Source organism: Noviherbaspirillum sp. ST9 (assembly GCF_048799745.1).
Classification (GTDB): domain Bacteria; phylum Pseudomonadota; class Gammaproteobacteria; order Burkholderiales; family Burkholderiaceae_D; genus Noviherbaspirillum.
In genome coordinates this window covers 540,989-554,603 of sequence record NZ_JBLWFR010000004.1, presented here as the reverse complement: position 1 = coordinate 554,603, position 13,615 = coordinate 540,989, and the positions used below count along the sequence as shown (strand labels likewise).

Genomic DNA, 13,615 nt, shown 5'->3' with positions numbered 1-13,615 from the left:
GAAATCCCGCCTTTTGTTTTTTCGGCAAGTTTGCGCCGCATGTCCCTGCTATTTCTCCGGGCTTCGCGGCATCGCACCCCCCTTTTTCATATAATGGTGGAATTCCCCATTTTTTAGGCGTAGAGAGGTAAAACCATGAGCGATGTACAAGCCTGGATCAAAGAAACCGTCACTTCCCACCCCGTCGTGCTGTTTATGAAGGGCACGGCCCAGTTCCCGCAGTGCGGCTTTTCCGGCCGTGCGGTGCAGATCCTGAATGCCTGCGGCATCGAGAACATCGTCACCGTCAACGTGCTGGAAGATGCGGAAGTCCGCCAGGGTATCAAGGAATACTCCAACTGGCCGACCATTCCGCAGCTCTTCGTCAAAGGCGAGTTCATCGGCGGCTCCGATATCATGACCGAGATGTACGAGTCGGGCGAACTGCAGACCCTGCTGAAGGCCTGAAGCGCTCCCCTTCCCGATGCCTGGCCAGCGCCTGATCATCGCCATCACCGGAGCAACCGGTGCGGTGTACGGCGTGCGCCTGCTGCAGGTGCTGCGCGAGACGCCCGGCATTGAAACCCACCTCATGATTTCCGATGCAGGCGTACTGAACCTGCATCAGGAACTCGATCTCGGACGCAAGGAAGTCGAAGCGCTGGCGCACGTCGTGCATAACGTGCGCGACGTGGGCGCATCGATCGCCAGTGGCTCATTTCAATCCGACGGGATGGTCATCGCACCCTGTTCCATGAAGACGCTTGCGTCTGTGGCACACGGCCTGTCCGACAACCTGATCTCCCGCGCCGCGGACGTCGTCCTCAAGGAAAGGCGACGCCTGGTCCTGATGGTCCGCGAAACGCCCTTCAACCTGGCACATCTCCGCAACATGACCGCCGTCACCGAAATGGGCGGCATCATCTTTCCGCCGTTGCCCGGGTTCTACCAGCGGCCGAAGACGATCGAAGAGATGGTGGATCACACCGTCGGCCGCGTACTCGACCTGTTTGCCATTCCGCATGCATTGACGCCTCGCTGGAGCGGGCTGAAGGGTGAAACTTGAGCGTGGCTTGAATGCGAAAAGAAAAAAGCCCACGATCATCGCTGATCGTGGGCTTTTTCATTGGTGCCGGCTGCAGGACTCGAACCCGCCACCTGATGATTACAAATCAACTGCTCTACCAGATGAGCTAAGCCGGCGTAACTGGAAAGTCCCGTATTGTACTTTATTTGATTCGGGTTAGCGTCGGACGCCCGCCTTTTTTTGGCGGATCGCCGTTGTCGTCAGGACCGTCTTCGGATTCGCTTTCGGACGCATTGTCCTGCTGGGTTGGAACGGCGGCAAGCGCGGGACCGTTATGCTTCTCTTCGCCAGCCTCGTCTTCCGGCTGCTGCGCCGGCGGCGTCACTTCAAAGGCCATTCCTTGCCCGTTTTCGCGCGCATAAATGGCGACGACGTTGTCGACCGGAATCGAGATCTCTCGTGACACACCGCCGAAGCGCGCATGGAAGTTGATGAAGTCGTTGTCCATCTTCAACCCGCTGGTCGCGGTGAAGCTGATGTTCAGGACAATCTCTCCATTCTTCACGAACTCGCGCGGCACCAGCGTGCGTGCATCCACTGCCGCGGCAAGATACGGGGTGTAGCCGTTGTCCGTGCACCATTCGTAAATGGCGCGCAGCAGATAGGGCTTGGTCGAAATTTCAGACATGGCTTCCGGTCTCTGGGACAACGTGGCGCCGGCGTATAGCGCGGCGCCTTGCTCGTCTTAGCGACGCATGACCTTTTCGGACGGCGTCAGTGCTTCGATATATGCGGGACGGGAGAAAATCCGCTCCGCATATTTCATCAGAGGCGCAGCCGTCTTCGATAGTTCGATGCCGTAGTGGTCCAGGCGCCAGAGCAACGGCGCAATGGCCACGTCGAGCATGGAAAACTCATCGCCAAGCATGTACTTGTTCTTGATGAACAAGGGTGCCAGCGTGGTCAGACGGTCACGAATTTCCGCGCGTGCCTTTTCATGCGACTTTTCCGCGCCCTTGGACTTGTCGTTCTCCAGAGTATGGACGTGGACAAACAATTCCTTCTCGAAATTGAACAGCATCAGGCGCGCACGCGCACGCATGAGCGGATCCGCCGGCATCAGTTGCGGATGCGGGAAGCGCTCGTCGATGTACTCGTTGATGATGTTGGATTCGTACAGGATGAGGTCGCGCTCAACCAGGATCGGGACCTGGCCGTAGGGATTCATCACCGAAATATCTTCCGGCTTGTTGAACAGGTCAACATCGCGGATTTCGAAATCCATGCCCTTCTCGAACAGCACGAGACGGCAGCGTTGCGAAAATGGGCAGGTCGTGCCCGAGTAGAGAACCATCATGTTGTAGTTCCTTAGAAACAAAAGGGTGAGACGTCTTACGGCTCACCCCAAAACAATTGCCCGCACCTTGCGATGCGGGCCGAGACTTTACTTGACGTCTTTCCAGTACGACTTGTTCAGCAGCCAGGCGAGGACCATGAAGAAGCCGAGGAACAGCAGCACAACGACGCCAAGGCGCTTGCGCTTGTTCTGGGCCGGTTCACCCATCCACTCCAGGTATCCGACCAGGTCGGCCGTCGCATTGTCGAAGTCGGTTGCGGACAGCTTGCCCGGCTTGACCTGCTCGAAGCCGGCGAACTTGTGCACCGTCTTGCTTGCGTCGTGCGGGTCCTTTTCTTCAGCGAACTTTGCAACACGAACGCCCTGCAGTTCCCACATCACGTGCGGCATGCCGACGTTCGGGAAAACCAGGTTGTTCCAGCCGGTCGGACGGGTGTCGTCCTTGTAGAACGTGCGCAGGTAGGTGTACAGCCAATCCGGACCGGAGCCTTCACCCGACGCCTTCGCGCGGGCGATGACGGACAGGTCCGGCGGCACTGCGCCGAACCATTCCTTCGCGTCCTTGGCCGCCATCGACACCTTCATCAAGTCGCCAACCTTGTCGCTGGTGAACAGCAGGTTGTTCTTGATCTGGTCTTCGGTCAGGCCAATGTCGGTCAGGCGGTTGTAGCGCATGGCCGATGCCGAGTGGCAGTTCAGGCAGTAGTTGACGAACAGCTTGGCGCCGTTTTGCAGCGCAGCCAGGTCCTTGGTACGGTTCGGAGCCTGATCCAGCGGGAAAGTCGCTTCACTGGCGAACGTAACCGCCGGGACGAGTGCCAGGACCGCAATCAGTTTTTTCAACAAGTTCATGGTTCTTATATCCCTTTTGCGGCTTAGTGCGGGTGGAACGTGACACGATCAGGCACGGCCTTGAACTGGCCCATCTTGCTCCACCACGGCATCAACATGAAGAAGCCGAAGTAGATGAAGGTGCAGATCTGCGCGACGAGGGTACCGACCGGCGTCGGCGGTTGCACGCCGAGGTAACCGAGGATCACGAACGCAATGCCGAACACCAGGTAGACGTAGCCATGGCCAGCGGGACGATAGCGGATGGACTTGACCGGAGAGTGGTCAAGCCACGGCAGGCCAGCCAGGATCATTACGGACACGCCCATCAGCACAACGCCCCAGAACTTCGCATCGAACACGAACATGCCGATCACGGCAGCGACGCCGACGATCAGAATGCCCATCTTGGTCTTGCCGTCGAGCTTGGACTTCAGCATGACCAGCGCGAGGTAAGCAGCCAGGCCGATCGCCAGGTATAGCATGAACTCGGAGGTGGTAGCACGCAGGATCGAGTAGAACGGCGTGAAGTACCAGACCGGCGCGATGTGCGGCGGGGTCTTCAGCGGATCTGCCGGGATGAAGTTGTTGTACTCGAGGAAGTAACCGCCCATTTCCGGTGCGAAGAACACGATGGCGCTGAACACGATCAGGAAGACCGCGGCACAGAACACGTCGTGCACCGAGTAGTACGGGTGGAACGGGATGCCGTCGAGCGGAACGCCGTTGGAGTCGGTCTTTTCCTTGATTTCGACGCCGTCCGGATTGTTGGAACCCACTTCGTGCAGCGCGATGATGTGCGCGACGACCAGTCCCAGCAGCACCAGCGGAATGGCGATGACGTGGAAGGAGAAGAAGCGGTTCAGCGTTGCATCGGAAACGACATAGTCACCGCGGATCCACAGCGACAGGTCCGGGCCGATGAACGGAATCGCGCCGAACAGGTTCACGATCACCTGTGCGCCCCAGTAGGACATCTGGCCCCAGGGAAGCAGGTAGCCGAAGAAGGCTTCCGCCATCAGGCACAGGAAGATGCCGACACCGAACAGCCACACCAGTTCGCGGGGCTTGCGGTAGGAACCGTAAAGCAGGCCGCGCAGCATGTGCAGGTAGACGACGATGAAGAAGGCGGATGCGCCGGTGGAGTGCATGTAGCGCACCAGCCAGCCCCACGGCACGTCGCGCATGATGTACTCGACGGAAGCAAACGCGAGGTTGGCGTCCGGCTTGTAGTGCATCACGAGGAAGATACCGGTCACGATCTGGATCACCAGCACCAGCAGTGCGAGCGAGCCGAAGGCATACCAGTAGTTGAAGTTCTTGGGCGCGTAGTACTCGGACAGGTGCGCCTTCCAGGTCGAGGTGACCGGGAAGCGGGCATCGAACCAGTTCAGGGCCTTGGCGGACACCGGAGCGTCAGCGGGAAGCTTTTTTTCTTGGAATGCCATGGTTATGCTTCACCTTTCTCATCTTTGCCGATGATCAGCTTGGTATCGCTGAGGTACATGTGCGGGGGAACTTGCAGGTTGTCCGGCGCCGGCTTGTTCTTGAACACGCGACCGGCGAGGTCGAACGTGGAGCCGTGGCACGGGCACAGGAAACCACCCTGCCAGTCGTCCGGCAGCGAGGGCTGAGCGCCCGGCTGCAGCTTGGTGGTCGGGGAGCAGCCCAGGTGGGAGCAGATACCGACAGCGACCAGGATTTCAGGCTTGCGCGAACGGTATTCGTTGCGTGCGTATTCCGGCGTCAAATCGTTTGCATTGCGCTCGGACTTGGGGTCGGCGACCTGGCCGTCGGTCTTCTTGAGCGACGCGACCATTTCCGGCGAACGCTTGAGAATCCAGACCGGCTTGCCGCGCCATTCGACGGTCTTCATTTCACCCGGCGCGAGGCCGGCGATGTCAACTTCAACCGGAGCGCCGGCGGCCTTCGCGCGCTCGGACGGCTGGAAGGTCGACACAAAGGCCCCTGCTGTGGCCAGACCGGCCACACCGCCCGCCGCACATGTCGCGACGAGCAAGCCACGTCGACCGGAATCGACCTGCTTTTCGTTACTCATACCAACCCCAATCAGTGAAAAAGCGAAAATCTGTAGGAAAGTTCAGCAACCTTAGATTATAGCTGACGGGACATTTGAATTAAAGTGAATATGAAAGACTTTGCGCGGGATTCGGGAACTTTTTCGTGCAATTTCGTACACTTGCGCGCGAAGCACAGGAAAAGTCATCCAAACTCTGTCATAGTCTGAAGATCGCCTGCCATCAAGGCGAGCGAAATTGCGCATTTAACAACAATAAAGGGGGTGTTCGATGGGAATGATGCAGGAATTCAAGGCGTTTGCCATCAAGGGGAATGTGATCGATCTCGCGGTCGGTGTCATTATCGGCGCCGCTTTTTCGAAGATCGTCGATTCAATGGTGCAGGACTTGATCATGCCGGTGGCAGGCAAGCTGTTGGGCGGCCTGGACTTCACCAACTACTACCTGCCACTGAATAACCAGGGCACGCACCTTGCCCTGGCTGAAGCAAAGAAGGCAGGGGCGGTCTTTGCCTACGGCAGTTTCATCACCATCCTGCTGAACTTCATCATCCTGGCATTCATCATCTTCCAGATGGTGCGCGCATTGAACAAGGCGAAGAAGGAAGAACCGGCGGCTGCGGCCGAACCGGCTCCCACGCCGGAAGAGGTGGTGCTCCTGCGCGAGATCCGGGATTCGTTGAAGAAGTAAGTCAGCGCTTCGCGAGCGGCCGGCCGATCTGCAACAGGCCGCGGCGGTGCGCCTCGTACACCGCCTCGCCGCGCGAGTGCACGGCCAGCTTGCCGTAGATATTCTTGATGTGCGTTTGTACGGTACCGACGGAGACGGAAAGCGTCTTCGCCACATCGCCGTAACTTTCGCCCTGTGCGATCAGGTCAAGGATTGCGGCTTCACGTTTCGTCAGCGTCGTGGCGTCGGCGCTCGGTGCAGCCTGCGACGCCGCCGGTTTTTTTCCATCCCTGACTTTCGCCAGCACCATGCGCGCGATAGCCGGACTCATCGGAGCTCCGCCCGCGCGGAGATCGAGGACCGCGCGTGCTATATCCATTCTGCCGGCGTCCTTGAGCACGTATCCAGAAGCACCAGCCTCAATGCAGGCCAGCACATTGGCCTCGTCACTCATCATGCTGACGACCATGATGTCCGTATCGGGATAGCGACGGGTGCAGGCATGGATGATATCGATTCCGGAACCGTCGGGCAGCCCGAGGTCAGTCATCAGAACGTCGGGCATCCCTGTTTCCAGCCACGCAAGCGCAGGCTGGACACTGTCGAAGGCGCCAAGCAGCTTTAGCCCCGGATCCGATTCAATGGCCAGACACAGCGTCTTTCGCGTCACGGTGTCGTCTTCGACGATCAGCACTCCCACGGGAGCGCGCGATGTTTCTTGAAGCATATTCATTCCCTCACTGCCAGTAATGATACCTTGTCCATGGTGCATTGAGGAAAAATGACCGACTCTTGGTAAACATCCTCTATACCGGGTTGGCGATATCGATAAAGCAATGCTCGATTCCGAAGTGGGACGCCAGATGCCTGCCAAGAGCCTGTACACCAAACCGTTCCGTGGCATGGTGACCACATGCAAGGTAAGCGACTCCGGCCTCCCTCGCCAAATGGACAGTCGGCTCCGACACTTCTCCGCTGAGATAGACGGACGCGCCTGCGGCAATGGCATCGCCAAGCATGTTTTGTGCGGCACCGGTACACCAACCGACCCGCTTCAATGGTTGCGCGGGATCGCCGATCAGCAGCGGTGCACGGCCCAATCGCTCCTCCACCTGTAGAGCGAGCGCGCCGACAGTGCTTACGTCCGCGTTGCTCGGCATGCCAAGCCAGCCAAGGTCGTTCTCCCCGAAACGACCATCGGCGACCAGCCCGAGATGCATGGCCAGCTGCGCGTTATTGCCGAATTCCGCATGCATATCCAAGGGCAGATGATAGGCGAACAGGTTGATGTCGCGCGTCAGGAGAAGTTTCAGGCGGCGTTGCTTCGGGCCGACGACGCGCGGATCCTCTCCGCGCCAGAAGTAGCCGTGGTGAACCAGAACGGCGTCGGCACCGGTGTCGGCCGCGGCTTCCAGCAGGGCAAGGCTGGCTGTTACGCCGGTCACCAGTTTCCTGATGTGAGGACGTCCTTCCACCTGCAGACCGTTTGGGCAATAGTCACGAAAGCGGTTAATATCGAGCGTTTGCTCGATATATCTGGCAAATTCTTCCCTGTTAATTGATTCACGGCTCATTTTCACCCTTTATGCGACGTCTCTGGCTTCTGTTTGCGCAAACCGTCACGGTCGGTCTGGCGATCTGGTTCATTGTAGCGACCTTGAAGCCGGAATGGGCCGCCAGCGGCCGTGCAACGCGCGTCGCATCCTCGGTGCCGATGATGGAGGCGCCCTCCTCCGCCAGCCCAGGGCAGAGTTCCTATCGCGACGCGGCCAGGCTTGCAATGCCGGCTGTCGTGAATATCTTTACGACCAAAGGTGCGCGCCAGCCGAAGACTCCTTTCATGGATGACCCGTTGTTCCGCCGCTTCTTCGGGGAGCAGGAGGACCGCCAGTTCAGCCTCGGCTCCGGCGTGGTGGTTAGTCCTGAAGGCTACATCCTGACCAACAATCACGTCATCGAGACAGCGGACGAAATCGAGATCGCGTTGGCGGACGGTCGCAAGGCGGTAGCGAAAGTGGTTGGCACGGATCCGGAAACAGACCTCGCCGTAGTCAAGATCAGCCTGCAGAACCTGCCCGCCATCACCCTCGGACACGCAGACCAGGCCAAGGTTGGGGACGTCGTGCTCGCCATCGGCAATCCGTTCGGTGTCGGCCAGACCGTGACGATGGGGATTATTTCCGCACTCGGACGCAACCATCTCGGCATCAACACCTTTGAGAATTTCATCCAGACCGATGCCGCAATCAATCCGGGCAATTCTGGCGGCGCACTGATTGACGCGAATGGCAACCTGCTCGGGATCAATACCGCAATCTATTCGCGCAGCGGCGGTTCGCTCGGCATCGGTTTCGCCATTCCGGTCACTACCGTGAAGTCAGTGATGGAATCGATCATCAGCACCGGCCAGGTCGTACGCGGCTGGATCGGCGTGGAGCCGCAAGACATCACGCCGGAGCTCGCTGAGAGTTTCGGACTCGCGAAGAAATCCGGCGCGATCATCGCCGGCGTGCTGAAGGGCGGCCCGGCGGACAAGGCCGGCATGCGTCCCGGCGACATCCTGGTGGCAGTGGAAGGCAAGCCGGTGAGCGATACGACCGACATGCTGAACCTGATCGCGCAGCTCACGCCGGGCAACAAGGCGAAGATGACCTTGCTGCGCAAGGGGCAGGAAGCGAGCGTCGAGGTGACCGTCGGCAAACGTCCGCGTCCCCGCCGCGAAGATCAGGAATAACGCTGAGAACGAGGATTTACCGCATGCATACGCGCGACCTGATTCAGTTTCTCTCCGAACTGTCGGAGAACAACAATCGTGCATGGTTCGTCATGAACAAGCCGCGCTACGACATCCTGCGCGCGGAGTTCCTCGAACTGGTCACGCAACTTATTGCGGATATCACCAAGTTCGATCCGGCCGTTGCCGGCTGCAATCCGAAGAAGGCCCTGTTCCGGATCAACCGCGACATGCGCTTTTCGAAAGACAAGAGCCCTTACAAAACGACCTTCTCCGCGGCCATTACGGCGAGCGGATTGAAGAAGCCCAGCCAGGGCGGCGGCCCCGCCTACTACTTTCATATCGACGCAAGCGGAATGCTGCTCGTGGCGGGCGGCGAATACATGCCTCCGCCGGCGCGGCTGAAAACAATTCGAGAGCATGTCATCGCCGATGCGGCAGGTTTCGGCAAGGTGCTGAAAAACAAGAAGCTGAAGGAACGCTTCGGCGACCTTCAGGACGAAGGCAAGCTGGTGCGCCCGCCGAAAGGATTCGATGCGGATTCTCCGCACATCGAGTACATCAAGATGAAGAGCTTCATCGTCTGGACGGAAACCGGCATCAAGAAAAAGATTCCGGCGGATCTCGGCAAGGAAGTGGTTGCAGGATTCAAGGACGCCTATCCCCTGATTGCCTGGCTGCGCGAGGCAAAATAAGGGATCAGGCAGTCTCTTCCGGTGCGCGTGTCGCGCGCGCAAACATCGGCGCGACGAGCAGGCCCAGTTCGTACAGCAGGCATAGCGGGACAGCGAGCAACAGCTGACTGACGACGTCGGGCGGCGTGACGACCGCGGCAATGACGAAGGCGGCGACGATCATGTAGGGGCGGAATTCCTTCAGCTTCTCCACCGACACAATCCCCATTCGCACAAGAACGATGACCACGATCGGCACTTCGAAGGTGATGCCGAATGCAATGAACATCGTCATCACGAAGCCGAAATAGCTTTCGATATCCGGCGCCACTGCCACCGAGGCCGGTGCGAATTCGTTGACGAACTTGAACACGGTACCAAACACGAACCAGTAGCAGAACGCCACGCCGGCCAGGAAAAGCAGGGAAGACGACACCACCAGCGGCGCGACGAGCTTCTTCTCGTGCTCGTACAGGCCGGGCGCGACGAACGCCCATGCCTGATAGAGCACGACTGGCAAGGCAATCAGGAACGCCACCAGCAAGGTGACCTTCACCGGGATCAGGAACGGCGTGATGACACCTGTGGCAATCATCTTGCTCCCTGCGGGAAGTGCGGACATCATCGGCTGCGCGAGCAAGTCATAGATCTTGCCCGCAAACGGCATCAGCCCCAGGAACACGACAATGATGGCAATCATCGCCTTCATGAGGCGATTGCGCAGCTCCACGAGGTGCGAGACGAAGGTTTCCCCCGGAGGAGTCGAGTTTTGGTCGTCGGTCATCAGTGGAAGGATGCGGGTGTCTTGCGGGCGCCTGCGGGCCGGTATTTCGCGACGCGCGCAGCGCCGGAAATCACGCGGGTCCTGCGGCCGCTCTGTTTTTTGTACCAGGAAGGAATGGCGGAAGTCCGAGCGAGTTTCTTCTTGCGGAAGTCCTTGGCCTTGACCGCCATCTGGTTGGGCTCTTGAGGCTCGAGCAGCGGATTGCGCAGGGCTTCCTGCACGTCGGACTCAAGCTCGGAGAAACTGGATGCGATCGATTGCTCGACGTCGGTGGCCGCTTCCTGCACATCCTTGTGCATCTTGCGCAGCTCATCGAGTTCAATCTCGCGGCTGACCTCGGCCTTGACATCGCTGATATAGCGCTGCGCACGGCCGAACAAGGTGCCTGCCATGCGTGCAACCTTGGGCAGGCGCTCGGGGCCGACGACGACCAGCGCCACAACGCCGATCAAGGCAAGTTTGGAAAGACCGAGATCAATCATGACGGTAGGCCGTCAGTGATGCAATGCAGGGAAGCATGCATCAGCTCTTCTTTTCCTTTGCGTCGACGTCGATGGTCGCCTTGTCCGAGGCGGCCGACTTTTCTTCTTCGCCCTTGACGCCATCCTTGAAGCCCTTGACGGCCTTGCCGAGGTCGGAACCAACGTTGCCGAGCTTCTTGGTGCCGAAGATCAACACGATCACAACCAGCACGATCAACCAGTGCCAAATGCTAAACGAACCCATTACTTTCTCCTAAGCGGACGCGTACGTCCTTCAAACAAATAAACTGCCGGCTTATCGCTGGCCGCGCCACGGGCGAGGACCGCCGATCACGTGCAAATGGAGATGGTACACCTCCTGACCGCCATCGGGCCCGGTATTGAACAGCGTCTTGAAGCCGCCACTGCCCGCGCCACCATCGACCGAGGTGTAACCGCATCCCTGCTCTTCTGCAAGCTTCGGCGCCAGGAGCATCATCTTGCTCAGCAGCGCCGCATGGCTTTCGTCGCAATCCGACAGTGTCGGGATATGTTGTTTCGGCACGATGAGAACATGTACCGGAGCCGCGGGATTGATGTCATGAAAGGCAATGACATCGTCGTCCTCATAAACGGTCTTTGACGGAATCTGCTTGGAAGCGATTTTGCAGAAAATGCAGTTTGTCATGGCTTTCCCGTTGATGGATCAAAGAATTTTCAACAATCTGTTCAATCCGGCTGACGGCTCGCCTTTTCCTCGATACCAGAGAGTCCTTCCCGGCGAGCAAGTTCCCGCAGAACATCGTCCGGGGTCAAATTGAATTGTGCCAGCATGACCATGGAGTGGAACCATAGGTCCGCGCATTCATAAAGAACCTTGGAAGCGTCGCCACTGGCGCGCGCATCCTTGGCCGCCATCACGGTCTCGGTTGCCTCTTCACCGATTTTCTTCAGGATGGCGTCGTCGCCTTTGCTGAACAGACGGGCAACATAGGATTTGTCAGGGTCGCCACCGTTTGCCGGTTTGCGGGACTCGATGACGTCGGCCAGGCGTTTCAGGATTTCACTCATGGGATTGGTCGGGCATGGCCCGCCGTGATTATTTGTAGATGCTTTCCGGGTCCTTGAGAACCGGATCGACGGCTTGCCAGTCGCCCTTGTCGGCGCCGCCCTCGAGTCTCTGGAAGAAGCAGGAGTGCCGCCCGGTGTGGCAGGCGATGCCACCGGTCTGCTCGATCTTCAGCAGGACGACGTCCTCGTCGCAATCGAGACGGATTTCGTGCACTTTCTGGATGTGGCCGGATTCTTCGCCCTTGTGCCACAGCTTCTTGCGGGAGCGGCTCCAGTAAACAGCCTCGCCAAGCTCCACCGTCTTCGCGAGCGCGTCACGGTTCATCCAGGCGAACATCAGCACATCGTTGCTGCCGACTTCCTGGGCGATCACCGGCACCAGGCCGTGCTCGTCCCATTTCACCTTGTTCAGCCATTTGGCGCTGATGCTCATGCCAGCCTCATCGGGATGCCTTGCCCGGACATGAACTGCTTCGCTTCCTGCACGGTGTGCTGGCCGTAATGGAAGATGCTTGCGGCCAGTACAGCGTCGGCCTTGCCCAGTTTGACACCGTCTGCGAGGTCCTGCAGTCCGCCGACACCGCCGGAAGCGATGACTGGAATGGATACGGCGTCGGAAACCGCGCGCGTGAGTGCCAGGTCGAAACCACTCTTGGTGCCGTCGCGATCCATGCTGGTGAGCAGGATTTCGCCGACGCCGATGCTTTCCATCTTCTTCGCCCATTCGACCACGTCGAGTCCGGTCGGCTTGCGGCCGCCGTGGGTAAAGACTTCCCATTTGCCTTCGCCGCTCTTCTTGGCGTCGATCGCGACGACGATGCACTGCGAACCGAATTTGTGTGCCGCTTCCTGCACCATCTGCGGATTGGCCACTGCGGTGCTGTTGACGCTGATCTTGTCGGCGCCGGCATTGAGCAGTCGGCGCACATCGTCGACGGTGCGCACGCCGCCACCAACGGTCAGTGGAATGAAGACCTGGGAGGCGACGTCTTCGATGATATGCAGGATCAGGTCGCGCCCGTCCGAGGTCGCGGTGATGTCGAGGAAGGTCAGTTCGTCCGCGCCCTGCTCGTCATAACGGCGCGCAATCTCTACCGGGTCGCCGGCGTCGCGCAGTTCGACGAAGTTGACGCCCTTGACGACGCGGCCATTGGTTACGTCGAGGCAAGGGATGATGCGTTTTGCGAGGGTCATGCTTACTCTTCTTCCGCCTCTTCGAGGCCGCTGAGCTCGTCAGCGCGTTGTTGCGCGGCACGCAGGTCGAGCGTGCCTTCATAGATGGAGCGGCCGCAGATCACGCCTTCGATGCCTTCATCCTGCACGCCGCACAGCGCTTCCACATCCTTGATGTTGTGGACGCCGCCGGAGGCGATGATGGGGATCTGGACGGCTTGCGCCAGCTTCACGGTCGCCTCGATGTTCACGCCGCCCATCATGCCGTCGCGGCCGATGTCGGTATAGACGATGGCTTCGCAGCCGTAGTCTTCGAACTTCTTCGCGAGGTCGATCACTTCATGGCCGGAGAGCTTGCTCCAACCGTCAGTGGCGACCTTGCCGTCCTTGGCGTCGAGGCCGACGATGATCTGCCCCGGGAAGGCGCTGCATGCGTCGTGCAGGAAACCGGGGTTCTTCACGGCGGCCGTGCCGATGATGATGTAGGCCAGGCCGTCGTCGAGGAAGCGCTCGATGGTGTCGAGGTCGCGGATGCCGCCGCCGAGCTGCACCGGGATTTCGTCGACGTCGTTCTCGAGCGCGAAAGCACGGACCGCCTGGATGATGGCCTTGACCGCAGGCTCGTTCTTCGGCTTGCCGGCGAACGCGCCGTTCAGGTCCACCAGATGCAATCGTCGTGCGCCCTGGGCGAGCCAATGTCGCGCCATCTGTCCCGGATCATCCGAGAACACAGTGGCTTGGTCCATATCGCCTTGTTTCAGGCGCACGCAATGACCGTCCTTGAGGTCGATGGCAGGTATGAGCAGCATGGCTACA

Annotated in this window: 20 protein-coding genes and 1 tRNA gene; 5 read left to right on the top strand and 16 right to left on the bottom strand. The window is 59.3% G+C overall.

Features of this window, described 5'->3' with window-relative positions; all coding sequences use genetic code 11:
• Positions 1–135 precede the first annotated feature (135 nt).
• Positions 136–447, top strand: a complete 312-nt coding sequence (gene grxD, locus ACNOHI_RS11815; protein WP_420474854.1) for a Grx4 family monothiol glutaredoxin — start codon at positions 136–138, stop codon at positions 445–447.
• Between the two features lie 16 nt (positions 448–463).
• On the top strand, positions 464–1,045 hold the full coding sequence (locus ACNOHI_RS11810) for a UbiX family flavin prenyltransferase (RefSeq protein ID WP_420474853.1): 582 nt from the start codon (positions 464–466) through the stop codon (positions 1,043–1,045).
• A 61-nt stretch (positions 1,046–1,106) separates the two neighbouring features.
• Here the strand turns inward: ACNOHI_RS11810 and ACNOHI_RS11805 are convergent.
• The 6 genes from ACNOHI_RS11805 to petA all read right to left on the bottom strand — a co-directional run bounded on the left by ACNOHI_RS11805 (position 1,107) and on the right by petA (position 5,253).
• Positions 1,107–1,182: transfer RNA gene (locus ACNOHI_RS11805), tRNA-Thr, on the bottom strand.
• 26 nt (positions 1,183–1,208) lie between these two features.
• A complete protein-coding gene (locus ACNOHI_RS11800; RefSeq protein ID WP_420474852.1) occupies positions 1,209–1,694 on the bottom strand; it encodes a ClpXP protease specificity-enhancing factor in 486 nt (161 codons plus the stop codon).
• A gap of 57 nt (positions 1,695–1,751) precedes the next feature.
• Complete coding sequence (locus ACNOHI_RS11795; protein WP_420474851.1) at positions 1,752–2,363, bottom strand: glutathione S-transferase N-terminal domain-containing protein; 612 nt, start codon at positions 2,361–2,363, stop codon at positions 1,752–1,754.
• Positions 2,364–2,450: 87 nt separating this feature from the next.
• Positions 2,451–3,215: a cytochrome c1 gene (locus ACNOHI_RS11790; RefSeq protein ID WP_420474850.1), complete on the bottom strand. Its 765-nt coding sequence runs from the start codon at positions 3,213–3,215 to the stop codon at positions 2,451–2,453.
• Between the two features lie 23 nt (positions 3,216–3,238).
• The gene (locus tag ACNOHI_RS11785; RefSeq protein WP_420474849.1) at positions 3,239–4,642 is read right to left on the bottom strand and encodes a cytochrome b; all 1,404 of its coding nucleotides are present in this window, start codon (positions 4,640–4,642) and stop codon (positions 3,239–3,241) included.
• Positions 4,643–4,644: 2 nt separating this feature from the next.
• Positions 4,645–5,253, bottom strand: a complete 609-nt coding sequence (gene petA / locus ACNOHI_RS11780; protein WP_420474848.1) for a ubiquinol-cytochrome c reductase iron-sulfur subunit — start codon at positions 5,251–5,253, stop codon at positions 4,645–4,647.
• Positions 5,254–5,503: 250 nt separating this feature from the next.
• On the opposite strand from petA, the gene mscL reads away from it, so the two are divergent.
• Entirely contained in the window at positions 5,504–5,923 is a 420-nt protein-coding gene (gene mscL, locus ACNOHI_RS11775; RefSeq protein ID WP_420474847.1) for a large conductance mechanosensitive channel protein MscL, read from the top strand.
• Between the two features lies 1 nt (position 5,924).
• Here the strand turns inward: mscL and ACNOHI_RS11770 are convergent, their stop codons facing one another.
• Together ACNOHI_RS11770 and ACNOHI_RS11765 are read right to left on the bottom strand one after the other, a co-directional pair.
• The gene (locus ACNOHI_RS11770) at positions 5,925–6,635 is read right to left on the bottom strand and encodes a response regulator (RefSeq protein WP_420474846.1); all 711 of its coding nucleotides are present in this window, start codon (positions 6,633–6,635) and stop codon (positions 5,925–5,927) included.
• 73 nt (positions 6,636–6,708) lie between these two features.
• Entirely contained in the window at positions 6,709–7,476 is a 768-nt protein-coding gene (locus tag ACNOHI_RS11765; RefSeq protein ID WP_420474845.1) for a Nif3-like dinuclear metal center hexameric protein, read from the bottom strand.
• A gap of 11 nt (positions 7,477–7,487) precedes the next feature.
• Between ACNOHI_RS11765 and ACNOHI_RS11760 the strand changes: the two genes are divergently transcribed.
• A complete protein-coding gene (locus ACNOHI_RS11760; RefSeq protein ID WP_420474844.1) occupies positions 7,488–8,636 on the top strand; it encodes a Do family serine endopeptidase in 1,149 nt (382 codons plus the stop codon).
• 23 nt (positions 8,637–8,659) lie between these two features.
• Positions 8,660–9,331 carry a DUF2461 domain-containing protein gene (locus tag ACNOHI_RS11755; protein WP_420474843.1) on the top strand — a complete coding sequence of 224 codons (672 nt, stop codon included), beginning with the start codon at positions 8,660–8,662 and terminating at the stop codon, positions 9,329–9,331.
• Between the two features lie 4 nt (positions 9,332–9,335).
• On the opposite strand, the gene tatC is transcribed toward ACNOHI_RS11755, so the two are convergent.
• The 8 genes from tatC to hisA are packed head-to-tail and all read right to left on the bottom strand — an operon-like array spanning position 9,336 to position 13,608.
• Entirely contained in the window at positions 9,336–10,094 is a 759-nt protein-coding gene (gene tatC / locus ACNOHI_RS11750; RefSeq protein WP_420474842.1) for a twin-arginine translocase subunit TatC, read from the bottom strand.
• A complete protein-coding gene (tatB, locus tag ACNOHI_RS11745) occupies positions 10,094–10,576 on the bottom strand; it encodes a Sec-independent protein translocase protein TatB (protein WP_420474841.1) in 483 nt (160 codons plus the stop codon). Before tatB ends, tatC begins: the two co-directional genes overlap by 1 nt.
• A gap of 40 nt (positions 10,577–10,616) precedes the next feature.
• Positions 10,617–10,820 carry a Sec-independent protein translocase subunit TatA gene (tatA, locus tag ACNOHI_RS11740; RefSeq protein WP_420474840.1) on the bottom strand — a complete coding sequence of 68 codons (204 nt, stop codon included), beginning with the start codon at positions 10,818–10,820 and terminating at the stop codon, positions 10,617–10,619.
• A gap of 51 nt (positions 10,821–10,871) precedes the next feature.
• Complete coding sequence (locus ACNOHI_RS11735) at positions 10,872–11,243, bottom strand: histidine triad nucleotide-binding protein (RefSeq protein ID WP_420474839.1); 372 nt, start codon at positions 11,241–11,243, stop codon at positions 10,872–10,874.
• A 41-nt stretch (positions 11,244–11,284) separates the two neighbouring features.
• Positions 11,285–11,626, bottom strand: coding sequence for a phosphoribosyl-ATP diphosphatase (locus tag ACNOHI_RS11730; RefSeq protein WP_420474838.1), 342 nt, complete (start codon positions 11,624–11,626; stop codon positions 11,285–11,287).
• Between the two features lie 28 nt (positions 11,627–11,654).
• A complete protein-coding gene (gene hisI, locus ACNOHI_RS11725) occupies positions 11,655–12,059 on the bottom strand; it encodes a phosphoribosyl-AMP cyclohydrolase (protein WP_420474837.1) in 405 nt (134 codons plus the stop codon).
• Entirely contained in the window at positions 12,056–12,820 is a 765-nt protein-coding gene (hisF, locus tag ACNOHI_RS11720) for an imidazole glycerol phosphate synthase subunit HisF (protein WP_420474836.1), read from the bottom strand. Before hisF ends, hisI begins: the two co-directional genes overlap by 4 nt.
• A 2-nt stretch (positions 12,821–12,822) precedes the next feature.
• On the bottom strand, positions 12,823–13,608 hold the full coding sequence (gene hisA / locus ACNOHI_RS11715) for a 1-(5-phosphoribosyl)-5-[(5-phosphoribosylamino)methylideneamino]imidazole-4-carboxamide isomerase (RefSeq protein WP_420474835.1): 786 nt from the start codon (positions 13,606–13,608) through the stop codon (positions 12,823–12,825).
• Between the last annotated feature and the right edge of the window lie 7 nt (positions 13,609–13,615).

Bases quoted from the DNA above. Each gene is read 5' to 3' on its own strand.
- grxD (WP_420474854.1), top strand. From the start codon at position 136: ATGAGCGATGTACAAGCCTGGATCAAAGAAACCGTCACTTCCCACCCC.
- ACNOHI_RS11810 (WP_420474853.1), top strand. From the start codon at position 464: ATGCCTGGCCAGCGCCTGATCATCGCCATCACCGGAGCAACCGGTGCG.
- ACNOHI_RS11800 (WP_420474852.1), bottom strand. From the start codon at position 1,694: ATGTCTGAAATTTCGACCAAGCCCTATCTGCTGCGCGCCATTTACGAA.
- ACNOHI_RS11795 (WP_420474851.1), bottom strand. From the start codon at position 2,363: ATGATGGTTCTCTACTCGGGCACGACCTGCCCATTTTCGCAACGCTGC.
- ACNOHI_RS11790 (WP_420474850.1), bottom strand. From the start codon at position 3,215: ATGAACTTGTTGAAAAAACTGATTGCGGTCCTGGCACTCGTCCCGGCG.
- ACNOHI_RS11785 (WP_420474849.1), bottom strand. From the start codon at position 4,642: ATGGCATTCCAAGAAAAAAAGCTTCCCGCTGACGCTCCGGTGTCCGCC.
- petA (WP_420474848.1), bottom strand. From the start codon at position 5,253: ATGAGTAACGAAAAGCAGGTCGATTCCGGTCGACGTGGCTTGCTCGTC.
- mscL (WP_420474847.1), top strand. From the start codon at position 5,504: ATGGGAATGATGCAGGAATTCAAGGCGTTTGCCATCAAGGGGAATGTG.
- ACNOHI_RS11770 (WP_420474846.1), bottom strand. From the start codon at position 6,635: ATGAATATGCTTCAAGAAACATCGCGCGCTCCCGTGGGAGTGCTGATC.
- ACNOHI_RS11765 (WP_420474845.1), bottom strand. From the start codon at position 7,476: ATGAGCCGTGAATCAATTAACAGGGAAGAATTTGCCAGATATATCGAG.
- ACNOHI_RS11760 (WP_420474844.1), top strand. From the start codon at position 7,488: ATGCGACGTCTCTGGCTTCTGTTTGCGCAAACCGTCACGGTCGGTCTG.
- ACNOHI_RS11755 (WP_420474843.1), top strand. From the start codon at position 8,660: ATGCATACGCGCGACCTGATTCAGTTTCTCTCCGAACTGTCGGAGAAC.
- tatC (WP_420474842.1), bottom strand. From the start codon at position 10,094: ATGACCGACGACCAAAACTCGACTCCTCCGGGGGAAACCTTCGTCTCG.
- tatB (WP_420474841.1), bottom strand. From the start codon at position 10,576: ATGATTGATCTCGGTCTTTCCAAACTTGCCTTGATCGGCGTTGTGGCG.
- tatA (WP_420474840.1), bottom strand. From the start codon at position 10,820: ATGGGTTCGTTTAGCATTTGGCACTGGTTGATCGTGCTGGTTGTGATC.
- ACNOHI_RS11735 (WP_420474839.1), bottom strand. From the start codon at position 11,243: ATGACAAACTGCATTTTCTGCAAAATCGCTTCCAAGCAGATTCCGTCA.
- ACNOHI_RS11730 (WP_420474838.1), bottom strand. From the start codon at position 11,626: ATGAGTGAAATCCTGAAACGCCTGGCCGACGTCATCGAGTCCCGCAAA.
- hisI (WP_420474837.1), bottom strand. From the start codon at position 12,059: ATGAGCATCAGCGCCAAATGGCTGAACAAGGTGAAATGGGACGAGCAC.
- hisF (WP_420474836.1), bottom strand. From the start codon at position 12,820: ATGACCCTCGCAAAACGCATCATCCCTTGCCTCGACGTAACCAATGGC.
- hisA (WP_420474835.1), bottom strand. From the start codon at position 13,608: ATGCTGCTCATACCTGCCATCGACCTCAAGGACGGTCATTGCGTGCGC.